Source organism: Kutzneria sp. CA-103260 (assembly GCF_018263855.1).
Taxonomy (GTDB): Bacteria; Actinomycetota; Actinomycetes; order Mycobacteriales; family Pseudonocardiaceae; genus Kutzneria.
The window spans coordinates 854,916-872,238 of sequence record NZ_CP073318.1 but is presented as its reverse complement, the minus strand read 5'-3'; the positions used below and the strand labels follow the sequence as shown (position 1 = coordinate 872,238).

Genomic DNA, 17,323 nt, shown 5'->3' with positions numbered 1-17,323 from the left:
GAGACGCCCTCGCGCACCCACTGGAAAGAGCATCCGTGATCACTTCACACAGCAGTAGCGACGAGGCCGGGCGACTGGCCGGCGGCAAGGGCCGCAGCCTGCACGTGCTCAGCGAAAACGGCCTGCCCGTGCCGGAGTGGGCGGTGCTGGGATCGGACCTGTTCGCCCGAATGCTCGAATCCGGACTGCGGCAAACCATACACGAACGATTGCAGGATGTCTCGATAAACACCGTTGACCAGGTCAGCTCCGACATATCCGAACTGATTTTCGACACACGGCTGGACGCCGACGTCGAGGCCGAGATCGAGCGGGCGTACCGGGCCGTCGGCGGCGGCCGGGTCGCGGTGCGGTCCTCCGGCGTGGACGAGGACGGCGACTCGATGTCGTTCGCCGGGCAGTTCGCCACCCGCCTCAACGTGCGGGGATCGGCCGCGGTCCGGGAGGCGGTGCTGGCCTGCTGGGCGTCGGCCTTCAGCGCCCGTTCGCTGACCTACCGGCTGGCCAACGGCGGTCCGGTCGAGGTCGGGGCGATGGCCGTGGTGGTGCAGCGCATGGTCGACGCCGAGCGCAGCGGGGTGCTGTTCACGATCAACCCGCTCACCGGCGACCAGGACGAATGCGTGGTCAGCGCGGTGTACGGGCTGGGCGAGTCGCTGGTGTCGGGCGCGGTCGACGCCGACACCGTGACCCTGCGCAAGGACACCGGCCAGGTCCTCGACACCGTCATCGGGGACAAGGCTCAGCGGCTGGACGCGGACGGCGTCCACGAGGTGCCCGAACAACTGCGGGCCCGGCCCGCGCTGGCCGAGGCCGATCTCGCCGGGCTGCGCGACCTCGCACTGCACGTCGAGCACGTGTACGGCGCGCCGCAGGACGTGGAGTGGGCGATCGACGCCGACGGCCGCCTGTGGCTGCTGCAGAGCCGGCCGGTCACCGCCAGCGCTGCCGCCTTCACCGGGGGCGAGCTGCGGATCTGGGACAACTCCAACATCATCGAGAGCTTCAGCGGCATCACCTCGCCGCTGACCTACTCGTTCGCCGCCGACGCCTACGCCAAGGTCTACCGCGGCTACGCCAAGGCGCTGCGGGTGCCGGCCGCGCAGCTGCGCCAGATGGACGACTGGCTGCCGTCGATGCTCGGATATTTCCATGGCCGGGTCTATTACAACCTGCTGCACTGGTACCGAATGGTGCGACTGGCGCCGGCCTACCCGCTGACCCGGCGGGTTCTGGAAGTATCACTAGGCGTCGAGGAGTCGGTGGACCCGGAGTTGGCCGACACCCTGTATCCGTTCACATTCCGCACAAAAACGGGCCGACGACTGTCCAGTATTGTTCAGAAATGTGAATTCACCCGCCGGTTCTTCACCATGGGCCGCGCGGTCGACCGGTTCATTGCCGACTTCTACCGGGCCTACGAGGTATTCGACAACGAGGACTACGACGCGATGACAGGAGCGGCGACGTATCGCCGATTCCGGGAGCTGGAACGGGACCTGCTGGAGAAGTGGGGCCCGATGATGACACTGGACGCGACCATCCTGCTGTCGTTCGGCGGACTGTACCTCTTGACCCGGAAATGGTTGCCCGATGCGCCGGAGTGGTTCAACTGGGCGGTGGTCAACCCGGGGGCCGGCATCGAGTCGGCCGAGCCGGCGCTGGCCCTGGCCGAGCTGGCCGCGACCGTGCGGGCCGACCCGGCGCTGACCGAGCTGGTCACCACCACGCCGCCGGAGCGGACCCGGAAGGCCCTGGAGGACGACGGACACCGCCAACTCCTGGCCGAGATCGACCGGTACGTGGCCAAGTACGGCTACCGCAGCCCGGACGAGCTGAAGCTGGAGGTGCCGGACCTGCGCGAGGACCCGGCGATGCTGTTCACGATGCTGCGCGACGCGCTGCCGGAAAGCGTTTCCCCGCAGGCGGACAGCGCCCAGGAGTACCTGGACGCGCACCTGCGCGGCCCGCGCCGCTGGGTCTACGAGCTGGTGCGCCGCAAGACGCGGACCAGCCTGGCCAACCGGGAACGCCTGCGGTTCTGCCGCACCCGCGCCTTCGGCTCGGCCAAGCGCATGCTGCGGGCCATGGGCCGGGACCTGGCGGCCATGGGCGCGATCAACGAGTGGACCGACGTGTTCCAGCTGCGCATGGAAGAGGTGCGCGGCGCGTTCGAGGGCACGATCTCGCACACCGAACTGCCCGAACTGGTGGCGATGCGCAAGGCGCAGCGCCAGGCCGACGAGCGTCTACGCGCGCCGTCCCGGTTCACCACGCGCGGCGCGGCCTACTGGAACGGCAACCTGCCGGCCGGCGGCTGGGTGCTGGACAGCGACGACCGCAAGGGGCGCAAGCACTTCCGGGGCACGCCGTCGTGCCCGGGAATCGCCGAGGGCGAGGCCGTCGTCACCGACAAGCCGGAGCAGGTCAACGGCGGCATCCTCGTCGCCTACCGCACCGACCCCGGCTGGGTGGCCGCGCTCGCGTCGTCGGCCGGGCTGGTGATCGAGCGCGGCAGCCCGCTGACCCACGTGGCGATCGTGGCCCGGGAACTGCGGGTGCCGACCGTGGTGCAGATCAAGGACATCACCCGTGAGCTGCGCAGCGGCATGCGGGTGCGGATCGACGGCTCCACCGGCGAAGTGCTGGTGCTGAGCGACGAGCGCGAACAGGAACCCGTGTCGTGACGGCGAAAGAACTGACCGGCTGGCTGAGCGAGCCACGGGCCGGCCGCGGCGTGCGGATCGCCGGCGCCGACTGGGAACTGCGGGAGTACCCGGAGATCGCCCGCTCGGCGCGGCGGGTGGCTGCCGCGCTGATCGAGGACGGCGTGCGGCCGGGCGATGTGGTCTGCGTGCTCGTGCCGACCGGATTCGACGCCCTGGCGGCGTTTTTCGGGGTGTGGGTGGCCGGCGCGACGCCGTGCCTGATCAGCCCGCCCACGTTCACCGCCGAGGACGGCTACGCCGCGCACGTCGCCGCCGTGCTGGCCCAGGCCGCGCCGCGGCTGGCCGTGACCTCGCCCGACCTGGCCCCGATCACCGCGCGGGCCATGACCGAGGCCGGGTTGGCCGGCGAGCCGTGGACGCTGCGCGAGGCGGAAACCGAGGCGGCGCAGGTGGAACCGGGCGAGCTGGCGCTGTTGCAGTTCACCTCCGGCTCCAGCGGCTCGCCGCGCGGGGCCCGGGTGACCTGGGCCAACCTGGCTGCGAACATCGCATTGATCCGGGACTGGCTGGACTGGCGGGACGGCGACGTCACGGCGTCGTGGCTGCCGCTCTACCACGACATGGGACTGATCGGCTGCCTGCTGACGCCGATCACCGCCCAGTGCGACCTGTGGCTGATGCGGCCCAACCAGTTCATCCGGGAACCGTTGCGGTGGCTGGAATGCATGGCCGTCGCCCAGCACACCGCCGCCCCGCCGTTCGCGCTGGACTACACGGTGCGGCGGGTGCGGCCCGAGCAGATCGAACACCTTGACCTGTCCGGCTGGCGCAACCTGATCGTCGGCGCGGAGCTGATCGACCCCGAGGTGCTGGCCCACTTCGCGCGACTGACCGAACCTGCCGGTTTCCGACGCGGCGCGTATCGCACCGCCTACGGGCTGGCCGAGGCAACCCTGGCGGTGACGGCCCACTGCGGAGACATCGCGCCCCTGGCCGTGCGGCCGGAGGTGGCCACGCTCGGCGCGGGCCAGCCGGTGACGATCACCGGGCTGGGTCGCGTCGGCGAGGAGCTGCCGGGCGACCGTGCCGGCTGGGTGGTCGGCTGCGGCCGGCCGCGCGACGGCTTCGCCGTGCGGATCCTGGACGACGAGGGCAACCCGTTGCCGGCCCGGTATCTCGGGGAGATCGCCGTCACCGGACCATCCGTTGTGGACGGATACCACGCCGGCCGGGCCGGTGGCTCGACCCGGTTCGCCGGGGCCGAGCTGCGCACCGGGGACGCCGGTTTCCTGCACGACGGCCAACTGTTCGTGCTGGGACGGATGGGCGACAGCCTCAAAGTGCGCGGACGCAGCGTCTACGTCGAGGACCTGGAGGCGGCCGTGGCGCAGGAAACAGGCTTGGCCCGCAACCGATTCGCGGTGGTCAGCGCCCCGACAGCCGGCGGCGCGCGGGTCGCGCTGCTGGCCGAGTCCGCGCCGGGCGACTGGGTGCCGACGGCCCGCAAGGCGCTGACGGCGCGGCTGGGCCAGGACGTCGCGGTCACCGTGGTCAGCGGGCGCAGCGGACTGGTCGCCCGGACCACCAGCGGCAAGCCGCGGCGGGCGCTGCTCGGCTCGCTGCTGGCCGGCGGGCTGCCCAAGGACGCACAAGTGCTGCTGCCGGAACACGAAGCGGCTGGAGGAAGTCGATGATTCTGTCCGAGGACCAGCTGCGGCGGATCGCCGAGCAGACCCTGGAGCAGGTGGCCGCCGCGCCGGACTGGGCGATGGTGCTGGAGGGCTCGATCGCCGAGTGCTTCGGCAACCCGTCCTCGGACGTCGACTTCCTGCTGATCGCCGAGGACGACGGCGAGCTGCCGACCATGCCGTCGATCCTGTTCGTGGACGGCCGCCGGGTCGAGGTGCGCACCCGCACCACCGGCCAGATCGCCGCCCAGTTCGCCGAGCTGCGGGCCAAGGCCGCGCGGCGGGTGTCCACGCTGCACGAGGATCTGCTCAACCGGTGCCAGCGGCTGCTCGGCAGCCACGTGATCCGCGGCGATGCCTTGGTGGCCAAGGTGAAGGCCATGCTGCCGGCCGACGAGTTCGCCGGGGTGATGGCCCGCTGGTGGGGGCACTACGCCCGGCAGTCGGCGCGGCAGGCCATCGCGCTGGGGGCGCTGGGCCAGCACGAGGAGGCCGCCGCGTGGGCCCGGTCCGGGCTGGTGCAGGCGGTCAAGGCGTGGGCGGCCCGGCAGGGCGAGACGTACCTGGAGCCCAAGTGGCTGTCGATGCAGCTGGATCGGATCGGCGACGCGGAGACGGCCGCGCGCTACTGGTCACTTTCGGAAGGATCCGGCCAGCAGTATCTGAGCGACTGCATACAGTTGACCGACGACCTCGGCGTCACGGGCTGTGCCGGCGGCGTCGGCCAGCTCAGCGTGGAGCGGGTCGCCGGCGTCACCACCTGGCAGACCGGCGATCGCGTGCACGTGGTGCGGGACAAGCGGGACGTCTTCGCATTGGGCTCGACGGCCGGCCGGATGTGGCGCTCGATCGTGTTCGGCCGCTCGCTGCCGGACACCCTCGCCGCGGTGACTGCCGTGGACGACCCCGGTGAGCTGGTCGCCGACTTCCTGCGGCTGGGCCTGGTCCGGCTGGCCTGGCGGGGCGGCGGCACGGTCTCCCCCGCCCTGCCGCTCGGCGCGCCCACCGGCCCGATCAGCCCGCCGCCCAGCCGGGCACGGCCGTCGGTCCAGCTGCACGGGGCCGAGGTCGGGGATGACCGCGCGGTGGAGCTGGTGCCGCTGCCGGCGACCCGGTTCGGGGCCGCCGCGATGAACCTGATGTGGTCCAACGTGCTGATCGAGAACGTGCTGGAAGACCTGTCCGGCGCGGTCGCCCGCGGCCAGTGGCGGGTTGCGCAGCTGTCGGCCCACCGGGTGCTGCTGGTGTGCGCCCGCGGCCTGCTCAGCGCGTACGGCGTGAACCCGCTGCCGCCCGACTCCGACGTCGTGCGGCGGCTGCGGCTGCTGCCCGAAGAAGTGCAGCCGATCCGCGCCCTGGCGGCGTCCATCGACACTTCCGAGCTGGGCAGCCCCGAGCAGGCGAAGTCGTTGCTGGCGGACCTGAAACGGCTGGTCGCCCTCACCCGCACGGCCACCGGCTCGCTGGTGTTCCCCTCCTCGTTCGACTCCACGCGGGCCTGGGAGCAGACCCTGGCCATCGGCTACGACTGGCTGCGGCTGGGCGCCTACCTGGACGCCGACCTGCCCATCGACGAGGCCCGCGACCTGTTGACCAGCGGCGGCCGCCAGCCGCACGTGGCCTGAAGGGGATCGACATGACCAACACCGAGGTGCACGCCATCGTGGCCGCGATGGCGCCGAGCCCGCGCGCCGAGCTGCGCGCCGACACCCGCCTGGTCGCCGACCTCGCCTACGACTCGGTGCGGCTGATCGAGCTGTCCATCGCGCTGGAGCGGCACTTCGCCCTGGCCGCCCTGGACGAGAGCCGGCTGGCCGCGGTGACCACCGTCGGCGACGTCGTCGACCTGGTGGCCGAACAACTGGCGGCCGGGGATCTGGGGGCCGGGGATTTGGGGGCGGTCCGATGACCGTCCTGGTGACCGGGGCGTCCGGCCTGGTCGGGGCCGAGGTGGTGGCGCGGCTGCTGGCCGCCGGGCACGACGTGCTCGGGGTCGTGCACCGCGTTCCGGAGCTGATCGGCAACAACGGCCGCCCGCTGCGTGCGCCCAAGGACCGCCTGCGGCTGGTCAACGGCGATGTCACGAAGCCGGGGCTCGGCCTGGAACTGCCCGGCCGCGTCGACCACATCGTGCACTGCGCGGCGATCACCGACTTCGGCCGGCCCGAGGCGCTGTACCAGCAGGTCAATGTGGACGGCACGCGGCACGTGATCGAGCTGGCCCGTACGCACGCCACTCCCCTGGTGCACGTGGGCACGGCCTACGTGTGCGGCGAGCGCTCGGGCACCATCGCCGAGAGCGAGCTGGACGTCGGGCAACGGATGGGCAACCACTACGAAGAGAGCAAGCTGCGTGCGGAAACGTTGGTGCGCAAGGCTTCTGCCGACGGCTTGCCGGTGGCGGCGGTGCGTCCGAGCATCGTCGTCGGCGCGGCCCGCACCGGCGTGGTCCGCGACTTCAAGAACATCTACGTGGTGCTGAAACTGACCACCCAGGGCCGGGTCCGGTCCGTTCCCGGCCACTTCGACGCCATGCTGGACCTGGTGCCGGTCGATCACGTCGCCGACGTGGTCACCGCGACGGTCGACCGGTTCGGCGAGGCCGAGGGGCGGACCTTCCACGCCGTCGGCGGCGGCCTGAGCCTGCGTGATTTTTCCGATGTGCTGGCCGAGTTCCCGTCCTTCCACGTACCCCGGTTCGTCTCGCCCACAGCGTTCGACCCGCAGCGGCTGCCGGCCAGCGAACGGGCCTACCACGACAAGGTGGTCGTGCTCTACGAGAGCTACTTCCGCCGGCGGATCACCTTTGACCGCAAGGAAACCGAACGCTTCATGACGACAAAGCCGCCCGCCACCGGCCAGGCCTTCCTGCGCCGGCTGCTGGAGCACGCGGTGAAGGCTGGTTATCTCGGCACGCCGCTGCCGGACGTGGACCAGGTGCTGGCCGGGCTGAGGGGGAACTGATGCGGGGCATGCACGGCCCGGTGCTGTCGGAGTCGTTGAGCCGCAACGACCGCAAGCGCGAGCTGTTCGGTGCCGACACGTACTTCCAGGAATCCCTGGATCAGCTGGCCGAACTGACCACCGACCCGGAGGACTTCGCTTACCGGCACGGTTTGCTGCTACTCAAGCCGGACGCGGTGGTGTCGCGCCAGCTGCTGACCACAGTGGACTGGTTGGCCCGCAGCGGTTTCACCGTCGTGGCGGCGACCAAGGCACCGCTGACACCAACCGTGGTCCGGTCCCTGTGGTACTTTCAGTGGAACCTGGCCACGGCCTATCGCCGCCGCATCGCCGACCTGTTCACGATGACGGTTCCCGCGCTGCTGCTGGTGATCCGCAAAGACGGCACCGACCGGCCGGTGTCCACGCTGCTGACCGAGCTCAAGGGGCCGACCGACCCCGACCGCCGCCGGCCCGGCGAACTCCGTTACGAACTGGGCAAGTTCTCCTTCCTGCTCAACCTCGTGCACACCGCCGACGAGCCGGCCGACGTGATCCGAGAACTCGGCGTGCACCTGGACTATGCGACGCGCGGCGAGGTGCTGCGGGAAGCGCTGGCCGGCGTGGACAACAGCGCGCGGGCCCGGGCGCTGGCCGAGAAGCTGTACGCCGCCGCGCCGGCGCGGGACCTGTCGTTCGAGCCGGCCGCGGAACGGCTGCGGGCGCAGGCCGGGCGGGTGACCGGGCCGGCGCAGGGTGAGTTGCAGACTTCCCTTGCCGTACCAGGAGATGAGGGACTTCGTGCGCTGCTCAGAACGGTGTGGCGACACGGGCTCGCGCTCGATCCCTGGGACGTGACCGTCGTGGGATCGACCGTGTTCCCGATGAAGGACAAGACCTTTGAGCCGGTGATCGCCGCGGTGACCGCGGCCGACTGGCAGCCGGCCGCCGCCGGTCGCTGAACGGAAGGACCGACCATGGATTTCTCGCGCACGCTGGACAAGGCCGTGGTGCACCGGGTCGCGGTGGCCGAGGTGTTCACCACCGCGGCCGAGCCGGTGTCGGCCGACGAGTTCCGGATCGCGGTGCAGGTGCCCCGCCACCACGGCCTGTACAGCGATGTCCGGCGGCCGACCGGCGGGCACGACCCGATGTTCTTCCTGGAGGCCTGCCGGCAGTCCTACTACGTGGTGGCCCACCTGTTCCACGACGTGCCGATGGGCCGCAACTTCATCCTGCGCGACGTGAACCTGCGGGTGGCCGACGCCGACCGGCTGGCCTTCGGCGAGACGCCGACCGAGGCCGTGGTGCACGCGACCGTGAAACGGCGGCTACGCAATCGGGAGCGGGCGCTGGCCGGGATGCTGATGGCCTTCCAGGTGGTGATCGACGGCGGCATCGCGGTGGAGTGCGAGATCAACGCCTCCTGGATCACCGCCGCGGAACACGAGGCGCTGCGCACGAAGTCCCGGGAGAGCCTCGGTCTCAGGCCGACGCCGACCGCCTGCCCGGTTCCGCCGCGAGCGGCCGCCGAGCTGGTCAACCGCCGGTCGCCGCTGAACGTCGTGATCTCCGAGCCGCGCATGGACGAGGAGGGCGGCCCGCTGGCGGTGCTGATCGCCGACACCACCCACCCCAGCCTGTTCGACCATCCGCTGGACCACCTGCCCGGCATGCTGGAGGTGGAGGCGTGCCGGCAGCTGGCGCTGGCGACGCTGGGCGCGGGCTGGCGGCTGGACACGCTGTCGGCGCGGTTCCGGGAGTTCGCCGAGTTCGACCTGCCCGCGCACTGCGTCACCGACTTCTCCGGCCCCCGGCCGGTGGAGGCGGTGCGGGTGCCCGCGAAGGTCGTGCAGGCCGGCCGGTGCGTGCTGGAAGCCCAGCTGGGCCTGGTGGCCGTGCCGGCCGACTCGGCCGAGTTCGACCAGGTTCCGATGGCCCTGGTGGCCTCGGCGTGACCGACTCGCTGCACGAGGTCCTGACCACGACGCGCACGGTGCGGCGTGGTCTGGACTTCTCCCGGCCGGTCGACCCGGCGCTGCTGATGGAATGCCTGGACCTCGCCTGTCACGCCCCGAACGGCGCCAACCGGCAGAACTGGCGCTTCCTGCTGCTCGACGATCCCGCCGTGAAGGCCGGGGTCGCCGAGCACTACCGGCGGGCGTTCCGGGAATACCTGGCCGGCAGCGACCTGGCCGACACCCCGATGGGTCGGTCGGGGACGGCGCTGGCCGAGCGGTTGCACGAGGCCCCAGCGCTGGTGTTGGCCTGCCAGCTGGGGCGGCTGGGCCCGGATGCCTTGCCGGCCAAGCAGTCCAGCTTCTTCGGGTCGGTCTATCCGGCGCTGTGGGGATTCATGCTGGCCGCCCGCGGCCGCGGCCTGGGCACCGCGCTGACCACCGTGCACCTGGCGTACGAGCGGGAAGTGGCCCAGCTGCTGGGCATTCCGTACGACCGGGTGACCCAGGTGGCGCTGGTGGTCGTCGGCCACCTGAGCTCGCCGCCGAAGCCGCCCAAGCGCGGGCCGGTGGCTGACGTGATCGCGCACAACACGTGGCGGTGGGAGTGATCGGGCGGCTGGCACGGTTCGTACAGGTGATGTTCCCGCTGGGACTGCACCTGACCTACGGTCTACTGTGGACGGTGTCGTTCGAGGGAACCGCTGTGCTGCTGGCCGGTTCCGGCCCGTGGTCGCCCTCCTGGGCCACGGCCGCGCGGTTCGCGACCGTGGTGCTGACGCTGCTGTTCATGCGGATGCTGGACGAGCAGAAGGACTTCGACTACGACGTCGTGCACAACCCGGACCGACCGCTGGTCACCGGCGCGATCACCACCGGCGAGCTACGGACGGCCATGACCGTGATCGCCGCGGTGTTGTTGGGGCTCAACGCTTTGGTGTCGCCGCTTTCGGCGGTGGCGGTGGCCGTGGTGCTGGCGTACGGCTTGGTGCTGTGGGCAGCCGAGACGGCGTTTCCGGCCGTGCGCGAGGACATCCTGCTCAACCTGGCCGCCGCCCTGCCGATCCAGGCGCTGATCAACGTCTACCTGTGCGTGTCCCTGTACGGCACCGGACAGGTGCGGCCGAATGCCGTGTTGATCGGACTGCTCGTGTTGTACGCCTGCGTTTTCGTACACCTGGAGTTTGCCCGAAAGACCAGACAGGGTGGGACCGACGAGCGGCTGTACTCGCAAGTCCTTGGTGTGCACGGCAGTGCGGCCTGGACGCTGGCGCTGGCCCTGGTGGCCGTCGGACTGGATCTCGCGCTGGTGCTGCCGCTCCTACCCGTTCCGGTGGCACTACTTCCCACCCTGGCCGCAGTGTTCCCGCTGGTCGGCGCGTGGCGGTACTGGGGTCCGGGCCGCCGGAACTGGCCCAGGGGCACCGCCGTCGGCTTCGTGGTCGTGCTGTGCGCTGGACTGACCGTGCAGGCCGTCGTGGGTTTCTAGCCGTCGCAGCGCGTGCCTCAGCTCGGCGATCTCGCTGTCGTAGCGGACCATTCGCCGACTCAGGCTCGCTACCTGCGACTCCAGGATCTCGATGCGCCCGACCGGTTCCACCAGCTCGCGCTGGCGTTCGAACTCTTCCCGGAGATGCGCGTACGTGGTGTACAGCGCGCCCCGACCGACCTGAGCGACCCTCGCCAACGTTCGGACGTCGCACTTGCCGCCGAGCGGCAGGTCACCGGCCAGCAGCGCCGCCATGGCCGTGCGGATCCGCTCCTCGGTCTGACGCCGCTGTTCCTGCGTGATCCTCACGTGTGGTTACCCCCGGTGCGCTCGAAGGGCTCCTGCCGTTTCGAGCGTACCGGGGGTGCCACAAGAATCGGTTAAACGTGCAGTCTGGCCGAAACTGTGGGTTCAGTTGATGCAGGGCACGCCGTCGGCGGTGATCGTCGAGCTGGACGAGGACGACGTCGGCGCCGCGGCGGCGTAGGTGTTGAGCTGCATCTGGGCATTGCCGGTGAAGCCGTACTTGGTGTTGTAGTCGGTGCCCAGGTACACCCGCACGTGCCCGGCGGTGAGCGAGTCGTCGGCGATCAGCGGCACCCCGCCCAGGGCAGTGGAGACGGCCTGCGCGGCCGCCTTCGCGCTGGACGGGTAGTTGATCGAGGAAGCCTTGCGGGCGGTGGCGGTTCCGACGTCGCCGCGGCCGAATCCCTTGGCCACCAACTTGTCCAGCACGCTGGCGGCCAGGCCGGAGACGCTGGAGGCGTTGCGAACGTCCACAGTGGTCGCCGAGTAGTCCACCGAGTTCGGGCTGGCGGCGCCGGACGACGGGGCGCCGCCGGAGGTGGTCGCGCCGATGGTCTGCTGCACGAACTGCTGCACCTGCTGGGGATCGACCTCGACGGCGTCGCCGTCGTTGGGGGTCTGCAGGGTGATGCTGACGATCGGGATGGTGACGAACTTGATGTTGCCGGTGCTCATGCCCTGCAACTGCTCGGCGAACTGGAGCACGTCCCAGCCCTGGTCGATGATCACGGCCTTCTTCACCGCGGCGATCAGGTCGTTGAGCTTGCCGGGGTTGGCCAGCGTGCCGGCCGACAGCACCGTCTTGGCCATGCTGGACATGAAGGCCTGCTGCCGGCGGATCCGGTCCAGGTCGCCGTTGGGCAGCCCGTGCCGCTGCCGCACGAAGGCCAGTGCGGCCGAGCCCTCCACGGTCTGCTGGCCGGCCTGGAAGTTGGCGCCGGAGAAGGAGTCCTTGACCGGGTTGATCAGGCACACCGGCACGCCGCCGATGGCCTGGCTGATGAAGTAGAAGCCGGCCAGGTTGACCGCGGCGTAGTGGGTGATGGTCAGCCCGGTGAACTGCTGGACGGTCGCGATGGAGACCTTGGCCCCGGCCTCGGCCGCCTTGTTCTCCCGGTCGGCCCCGGTGACGCCCTGCTTGGTCAGCGTCGAGTAGGCGTCGTTGCGGCCGTAGCTGTAGGCCGAGTTGATCTTGTGCTTGCCGTAGCTCGTGCCGTCGCTGCCGATGACCTGCACGTAGGAGTCGCGCGGGATGGAGATCGCCGACGCGGCCCCGCCGCCGGCCGGGATGTGGATCACGATCATGGTGTCGGTGGTGTCGCCGCCGTCGTCGCCACCGCCGGCGTGCAGCTGGTTGAGCACGTCCGCGGGCAGCGGCTGGCCCTGCGCGTCGGTGCGGGTGTCCAGGCCGACCATCAGGATGTTCTGCTCGGCCAGCGGGGACACCGTCTTGCCGATCACGTTGGCCGTGGTCAGGCCGTTCAGCTTGGCCAGCTGCGACCACGCGTACCAGGTGCCCCCGAAGACCACCATCGACACCACGACCAGCAGCACCTGGAAGGTGCGCAGGGCCGGTCGGGTGCGGCCCGCGGCGGCGGGCCGGGGGTGTCCGGCCGGCTGCGGCGTCCGCCGCACGTCGAGGCGCTCCGGCATCGGGCGACCTCCCCCTTCACGTTCAAATACGGCCTGGTCATACGCTGGTCAAACGCTGGTCGCCCGGTGGTGCGACCACTGTCCTTAGGACGTCCATAGTGCCTTGCCGTTGCCCGGCCGGTGGTGGGGACCGCCCATCCGTGGGCACGACACCGACAGAACTCCCGAATCACCGTCACACAATGTGACGAAGTCACCTCATCGAGTCAGTGGCAGGCCGAAGTGCACCGGCACGCCCGGTGACCAGAGCACGCTCACCGGCGGCTCGGCCGGCCGGGGCACGCCGGCGGCGGCCAGCAGGCCGTCCTCGATGTCCAGCAGCTCGGCGCGGTGCAGCGGCCAGGCCGGGTGCTCGTTGGGCAGGTAGATGGTGCGCCCGTGCCAGGACACGTGCAGGCCCCAGCGGGCGGTCAGGAAGTGTTCCAGCTCACTCGGCTCGTCGATGGGCGCGCCCGACAGCACCCGGATCCGGCTGCTCGGGCCGCCGCCGCGCCGTCGGCAGACATAGGTGACGACGTCGCCGTCGCGCTCGATCCGCATCGACGCCCACCGGTACGGCAGGCAGAAGCCGAGCCGGGCGATCAGCACCGGCAGCAGCCGGGCCGCGTCCAGCGAGCGGAACACCACGCCGCGGCGGCCATGACCGTCCACTGAGTACAGTCGCACGTTCGTCTCCGGAAACGTGCCCAGATAAGGCGTCCGGAGCACCTTGCTCATCCGGAACGGCACGAGTCCCACATAGGTGACGCCGTCGAGGGTGTCCGGCACTGTGCCGGCCGGCAGCAGCGGGGCGATGAGGTCCGGCTCCATCGGCCAGTGCAGGAAGGTCAGCTCGCGCCAGGACTGGGTGAGCAGCGCCCGCCGCAGCGGCCGCGGCGTGGTGACGGTGACCGGCTCGACATCCACTCCCCCAGCATAAGCCGGTTGCCCGAACCTACCTGGTCGACGGAGACTCAGGGGCAACCAGTGTGGACCGGACAGCCTTGTGTCGCAACGAATCCTGGCCGTTCTACGTAGATGTGCGTATACGCCTGGTCGGGTCGGCCGCCACAGGATGGCGTGGTGGGTCAGAAGGCAAGCAGATACCTGGTCGTCAGCGAAGCGGCCTACACCGACGGCGGCGGCCAACCGGTCCGGCTCGTGCTCAACACACGCACCTCGCGGGTCAGCACGGTTGACGACGCGGTGGCTCGAACGCTGGGCCGTGAAACGCTGCCGGCCGCCATCGCCGAACAGCTGTCCGACCCGAGCATCCTGGTGCCGTCGGACCGGGACGAGCTGACCGACGTGCTCGACGAGCAGCGGGCCCGGGCGCGGTCGCTGGCGTCGCTGAACTACGTGCTGGTGCCGGCCGGGTTCTGCAACATGGGCTGCGAGTACTGCGGCCAGGTGCACGTGCGGGGCAAGTCCACGGCCAATCACCGCGACGCGGTGCGGGATCGGGTGCTGCGGGGCATCAACCGGCCGAGCACCGAGGAGGTGCGGATCGGCTGGTTCGGCAACGAACCCCTGCTGTCGTACGCCATCGTGCGTGAGCTGGCCGCCCAGTTCGTCGAGGCCGCCGACGCCGGCGGCGTGCGCTACACGTCAACGCTGAGCACCGGCGGCTCGCTGCTGACCCTGCGTCGGCTTCGTGCTCTGTACGAGGAATGCCGCATCCACACCCTGCGGATCACCATCGACCCGCAGCGGCCTTACCACCGGATCCTGTCGACGCTGTCCGAGCTGGCATCGGACGAGTTTCCCTTGCTCCGTTTGATGATCCACAGCGATCTGGCCGACGTCGACCAGGGGGACGCGTTCCTCGACGCCGCCGTGGCCGCCGGGCTGAACCGCCCGATGTTCGAGTTCGACCTGCGCGAGGCCCCGGCCTGGCGTCGTGGCGAGCAGCGGTTCGCCGCCGCCGAACCCCGGTGGCTGCGCCGGATGCACGAAGTCGGCCTGGTCACCGGAAACCTGATCCCCGCACAGCTGACCGGGCCGCTCTGCCCGGCGGTCACCCGCACCGCCGAAGTGATCAGCAGCAGCGGCGGCATCTTCTCGTGCACCGAACATCCGCTGGTGTCCACGCACGAGCAGGACGATGTGCTGGAACTCGTCGAGCAGGCCGACCACGATCGGCAGCGGCCGGCCGGGCGCTACGACGACTGGCACGACCGGGTCAACCGTGGCGAGCAGAAGTGCTCCGGCTGCGTTTTTCTGCCGGTGTGCGGCGGCAGCTGCCCCAAGCGGTGGGGCGAGGGCACTTCGGCATGCCCCAGCTACACGCACAACATCCAGCAGCGGCTCGACCTGGTGGCCGCTCGATCCGGCCTCGTGCCGTGCTCTTGACGCCGCCCGGTCCGCCTCGGTACTGAGGTAGGCATGGCCATTGAGGGACATGCCGCGTTCGGCGATCACCAGACCTGGTACCGGATCACGGGTGAGCTCGGCTCGGGTGGCGTGCCCCTGGTCGTGCTGCACGGCGGGCCGGGCTGCACACACGACTACCTGCTCCGGCTGGCCGACCTGGCCGGTGACCGGGCCGTGGTGCACTACGACCAGCTCGGCAACGGCAAGTCCACCCACCTGCCGGACGCGTCACCCGACTTCTGGACGGTTGAGCTCTTCCTGGCGGAGCTGGACAATCTGCTGCGGACGCTGGGCATCGCCGACCGCTACGCGCTGCTCGGCCAGTCGTGGGGCGGCATGCTGGCCGCCGAGCACGCCGCGCGCCGGCCGGCGGGCCTGCGCGGGCTGGTGATCGCCAACTCGCCCGCGTCCATGTCGCTGTGGCTGGCCGCCGCGGACCGGCTGCGCGCGGAACTCCCGCCGGAGGTGGAGAAGACACTGCGGGCCCACGAAGCCGACGGCACCACCGACAGCCAGGCGTACAAGGACGCCGTGCAGGTGTTCTACGAGCGGCACCTGTGCCGGGTGGTGCCGATGCCGGCGGAAGTGGCCTTCGCGCTGGCGGAGATCGACCGCGATCCGACCGTGTACCACGCGATGAACGGGCCCAGCGAGTTCCACGTGATCGGCAGCATTCGCGACTGGTCGATCATCGACCGGGTCGACGCGGTGTCGGCGCCCACCTTGCTGGTCAGCGGCCGGCACGACGAGGCGACGCCGGAGACCGTGCAGCCGTACTTCGACCGGATTCCCGACGTGCGCTGGGAGATCTTCGAGGAGTCCAGCCACATGCCGCACGTCGAGGAGCCCGCCCGGTTCACCGAGGTCGTCGGCGGCTTCCTGCGGACGCTGTCATGAGCGAGCTCTCCGACTTCGGCTACCGGCAGGAGCTGCGGCGTTCGCTGCGGCTGCGGGACCTGTTGGTGTACGGGCTGATCTTCATGGTGCCGATCGCCCCGTTCGCCATCTTCGGCGTGGTGTTCAACGCCGCCAAGGGCATGGTGCCGCTCACCTACGTCATCGGCCTGGTGGCCATGGTGTTCACCGCGCTGAGCTATCGGGAGATGAGCCGCGCCTTCCCGGTCGCCGGCTCCGTTTACGCCTATGCCGGCCGGGGTATCGCGCCGTGGGTCGGTTTCCTGGCCGGGTGGGCGATTCTGCTCGACTACCTGCTCGTGCCGACCCTGCTCTACGTCACCGGCGCCGCCGCCCTCGGCACCGTGCTGCCGGCCGTGCCGCAGTGGCTGTGGGTGGTGTTTTTTGTCGTGCTCAACACCGTGGTCAACCTGGCCGGCATCGAGACCACCGCCCGGGTCAACCGCTGGTTCCTCCTCGGCCAACTGCTGGTGCTGGCCATCTTCGTGGTCGCCGCCGTGATCGCCGTGTCCGCTCGCGGCGGCTGGTCGTTCACGCCGTTCTTCAACCCCGCGGAGTTCTCCCCCAGCCTGGTGTTCGGCGCTCTGTCGGTGGCGGTGCTGTCCTTCCTCGGCTTCGACGCCATTTCCACCCAGTCCGAGGAGGTCCAGGGCGGGCCTCGGGTCGTCGGCCGGGCCACCGTGCTGTCGCTGTGTCTGGTGGCCGTGCTGTTCATCGTGCAGACCTGGCTCGCCGCGCTGCTGGTGCCGCCCGGCACCACCGAGTTCGTCGGTCAGGACGCCACCAACCAGGCCTTCTACCAGGTCGCCGGCCTCGCCGCCGGGCCGTGGCTCACCGTGCTCGTGGCCGTCACCTCCGCGCTGGCCGCCGCCGTCGCCAACAGCCTCGTCGCCCAGAACGCCACCGCCCGCCTGCTGTTCTCCATGGCCCGCGACCGCACGCTGCCGCCCTTCCTGGCCCACGTCAACGAAAAGCGCCGCGTCCCCGAACGCGCCGTCCTCCTCGTGGCCGCCGTCAGCCTCGTCCTCGGCCTCTTCTTCGTCGGCCAGATCGAGTTCCTCTCCACCCTCGTCAACTTCGGCGCCCTGTTCGCCTTCCTCATGCTGCACGTCTCGGTGTCCGTCTACCACCTCGTCAAACGCCGCCAGCGCAGCTACGGCATGCACCTCGCCGTCCCCCTCGTCGGCTTCGTCATCATCGGCTACGTCCTGTGGAACGCCGACCCCGACGCCAAGATCGGCGGCCTCGTCTGGCTCGCCATCGGCATCGTGGTCATCGTCGTCCGCAAGCTCACCGGCCGAGAGATCACCCTCAACCTCAACGAAACCACCCGCGCGGACTAGCTGTCGC

At 70.5% G+C, this 17,323-nt stretch carries 15 protein-coding genes; 13 read left to right on the top strand and 2 right to left on the bottom strand.

Annotated elements, in window-relative coordinates:
• The first annotated feature begins 35 nt into the window (after positions 1–35).
• The 10 genes from JJ691_RS03740 to JJ691_RS03695 are packed head-to-tail and all read left to right on the top strand — an operon-like array spanning position 36 to position 11,131.
• Positions 36–2,687 carry a phosphoenolpyruvate synthase gene (locus tag JJ691_RS03740; RefSeq protein ID WP_211767398.1) on the top strand — a complete coding sequence of 884 codons (2,652 nt, stop codon included), beginning with the start codon at positions 36–38 and terminating at the stop codon, positions 2,685–2,687.
• Positions 2,684–4,363 carry an AMP-binding protein gene (locus JJ691_RS03735; RefSeq protein WP_211767397.1) on the top strand — a complete coding sequence of 560 codons (1,680 nt, stop codon included), beginning with the start codon at positions 2,684–2,686 and terminating at the stop codon, positions 4,361–4,363. The genes JJ691_RS03740 and JJ691_RS03735 overlap by 4 nt, the downstream gene beginning before the upstream one ends.
• Positions 4,360–5,982, top strand: a complete 1,623-nt coding sequence (locus JJ691_RS03730) for a hypothetical protein (protein ID WP_211767396.1) — start codon at positions 4,360–4,362, stop codon at positions 5,980–5,982. The genes JJ691_RS03735 and JJ691_RS03730 overlap by 4 nt, the downstream gene beginning before the upstream one ends.
• An 11-nt stretch (positions 5,983–5,993) precedes the next feature.
• Positions 5,994–6,266 carry an acyl carrier protein gene (locus JJ691_RS03725; protein WP_211767395.1) on the top strand — a complete coding sequence of 91 codons (273 nt, stop codon included), beginning with the start codon at positions 5,994–5,996 and terminating at the stop codon, positions 6,264–6,266.
• On the top strand, positions 6,263–7,321 hold the full coding sequence (locus JJ691_RS03720; protein WP_211767394.1) for an SDR family oxidoreductase: 1,059 nt from the start codon (positions 6,263–6,265) through the stop codon (positions 7,319–7,321). Before JJ691_RS03725 ends, JJ691_RS03720 begins: the two co-directional genes overlap by 4 nt.
• Positions 7,321–8,262 carry a nucleoside-diphosphate kinase gene (locus tag JJ691_RS03715; protein ID WP_211767393.1) on the top strand — a complete coding sequence of 314 codons (942 nt, stop codon included), beginning with the start codon at positions 7,321–7,323 and terminating at the stop codon, positions 8,260–8,262. Before JJ691_RS03720 ends, JJ691_RS03715 begins: the two co-directional genes overlap by 1 nt.
• A gap of 15 nt (positions 8,263–8,277) precedes the next feature.
• Positions 8,278–9,258, top strand: coding sequence for a ScbA/BarX family gamma-butyrolactone biosynthesis protein (locus JJ691_RS03710; protein ID WP_211767392.1), 981 nt, complete (start codon positions 8,278–8,280; stop codon positions 9,256–9,258).
• Positions 9,255–9,869, top strand: coding sequence for a nitroreductase family protein (locus tag JJ691_RS03705; RefSeq protein WP_211767391.1), 615 nt, complete (start codon positions 9,255–9,257; stop codon positions 9,867–9,869). The genes JJ691_RS03710 and JJ691_RS03705 overlap by 4 nt, the downstream gene beginning before the upstream one ends.
• Positions 9,854–10,747, top strand: coding sequence for a hypothetical protein (locus JJ691_RS03700; RefSeq protein WP_211767390.1), 894 nt, complete (start codon positions 9,854–9,856; stop codon positions 10,745–10,747). The genes JJ691_RS03705 and JJ691_RS03700 overlap by 16 nt, the downstream gene beginning before the upstream one ends.
• Positions 10,748–10,759: 12 nt before the next feature.
• Positions 10,760–11,131, top strand: coding sequence for a hypothetical protein (locus JJ691_RS03695; protein WP_211767389.1), 372 nt, complete (start codon positions 10,760–10,762; stop codon positions 11,129–11,131).
• A gap of 27 nt (positions 11,132–11,158) precedes the next feature.
• On the opposite strand, the gene JJ691_RS03690 is transcribed toward JJ691_RS03695, so the two are convergent.
• Both JJ691_RS03690 and JJ691_RS03685 read right to left on the bottom strand, forming a co-directional pair.
• Positions 11,159–12,706 carry an LCP family protein gene (locus JJ691_RS03690; protein ID WP_249227659.1) on the bottom strand — a complete coding sequence of 516 codons (1,548 nt, stop codon included), beginning with the start codon at positions 12,704–12,706 and terminating at the stop codon, positions 11,159–11,161.
• Positions 12,707–12,904: 198 nt separating this feature from the next.
• Positions 12,905–13,612, bottom strand: a complete 708-nt coding sequence (locus JJ691_RS03685) for a YqjF family protein (protein ID WP_211767388.1) — start codon at positions 13,610–13,612, stop codon at positions 12,905–12,907.
• Between the two features lie 156 nt (positions 13,613–13,768).
• Between JJ691_RS03685 and JJ691_RS03680 the strand changes: the two genes are divergently transcribed.
• From JJ691_RS03680 to JJ691_RS03670, 3 genes are read left to right on the top strand one after another with little or no spacing between them, the layout of a single operon-like run.
• On the top strand, positions 13,769–15,037 hold the full coding sequence (locus JJ691_RS03680; protein ID WP_211767387.1) for a radical SAM/SPASM domain-containing protein: 1,269 nt from the start codon (positions 13,769–13,771) through the stop codon (positions 15,035–15,037).
• A 33-nt stretch (positions 15,038–15,070) separates the two neighbouring features.
• Entirely contained in the window at positions 15,071–15,955 is an 885-nt protein-coding gene (locus tag JJ691_RS03675) for a proline iminopeptidase-family hydrolase (RefSeq protein WP_211767386.1), read from the top strand.
• Entirely contained in the window at positions 15,952–17,316 is a 1,365-nt protein-coding gene (locus JJ691_RS03670; RefSeq protein WP_211767385.1) for an APC family permease, read from the top strand. The genes JJ691_RS03675 and JJ691_RS03670 overlap by 4 nt, the downstream gene beginning before the upstream one ends.
• The last annotated feature ends 7 nt before the right edge of the window (positions 17,317–17,323 follow it).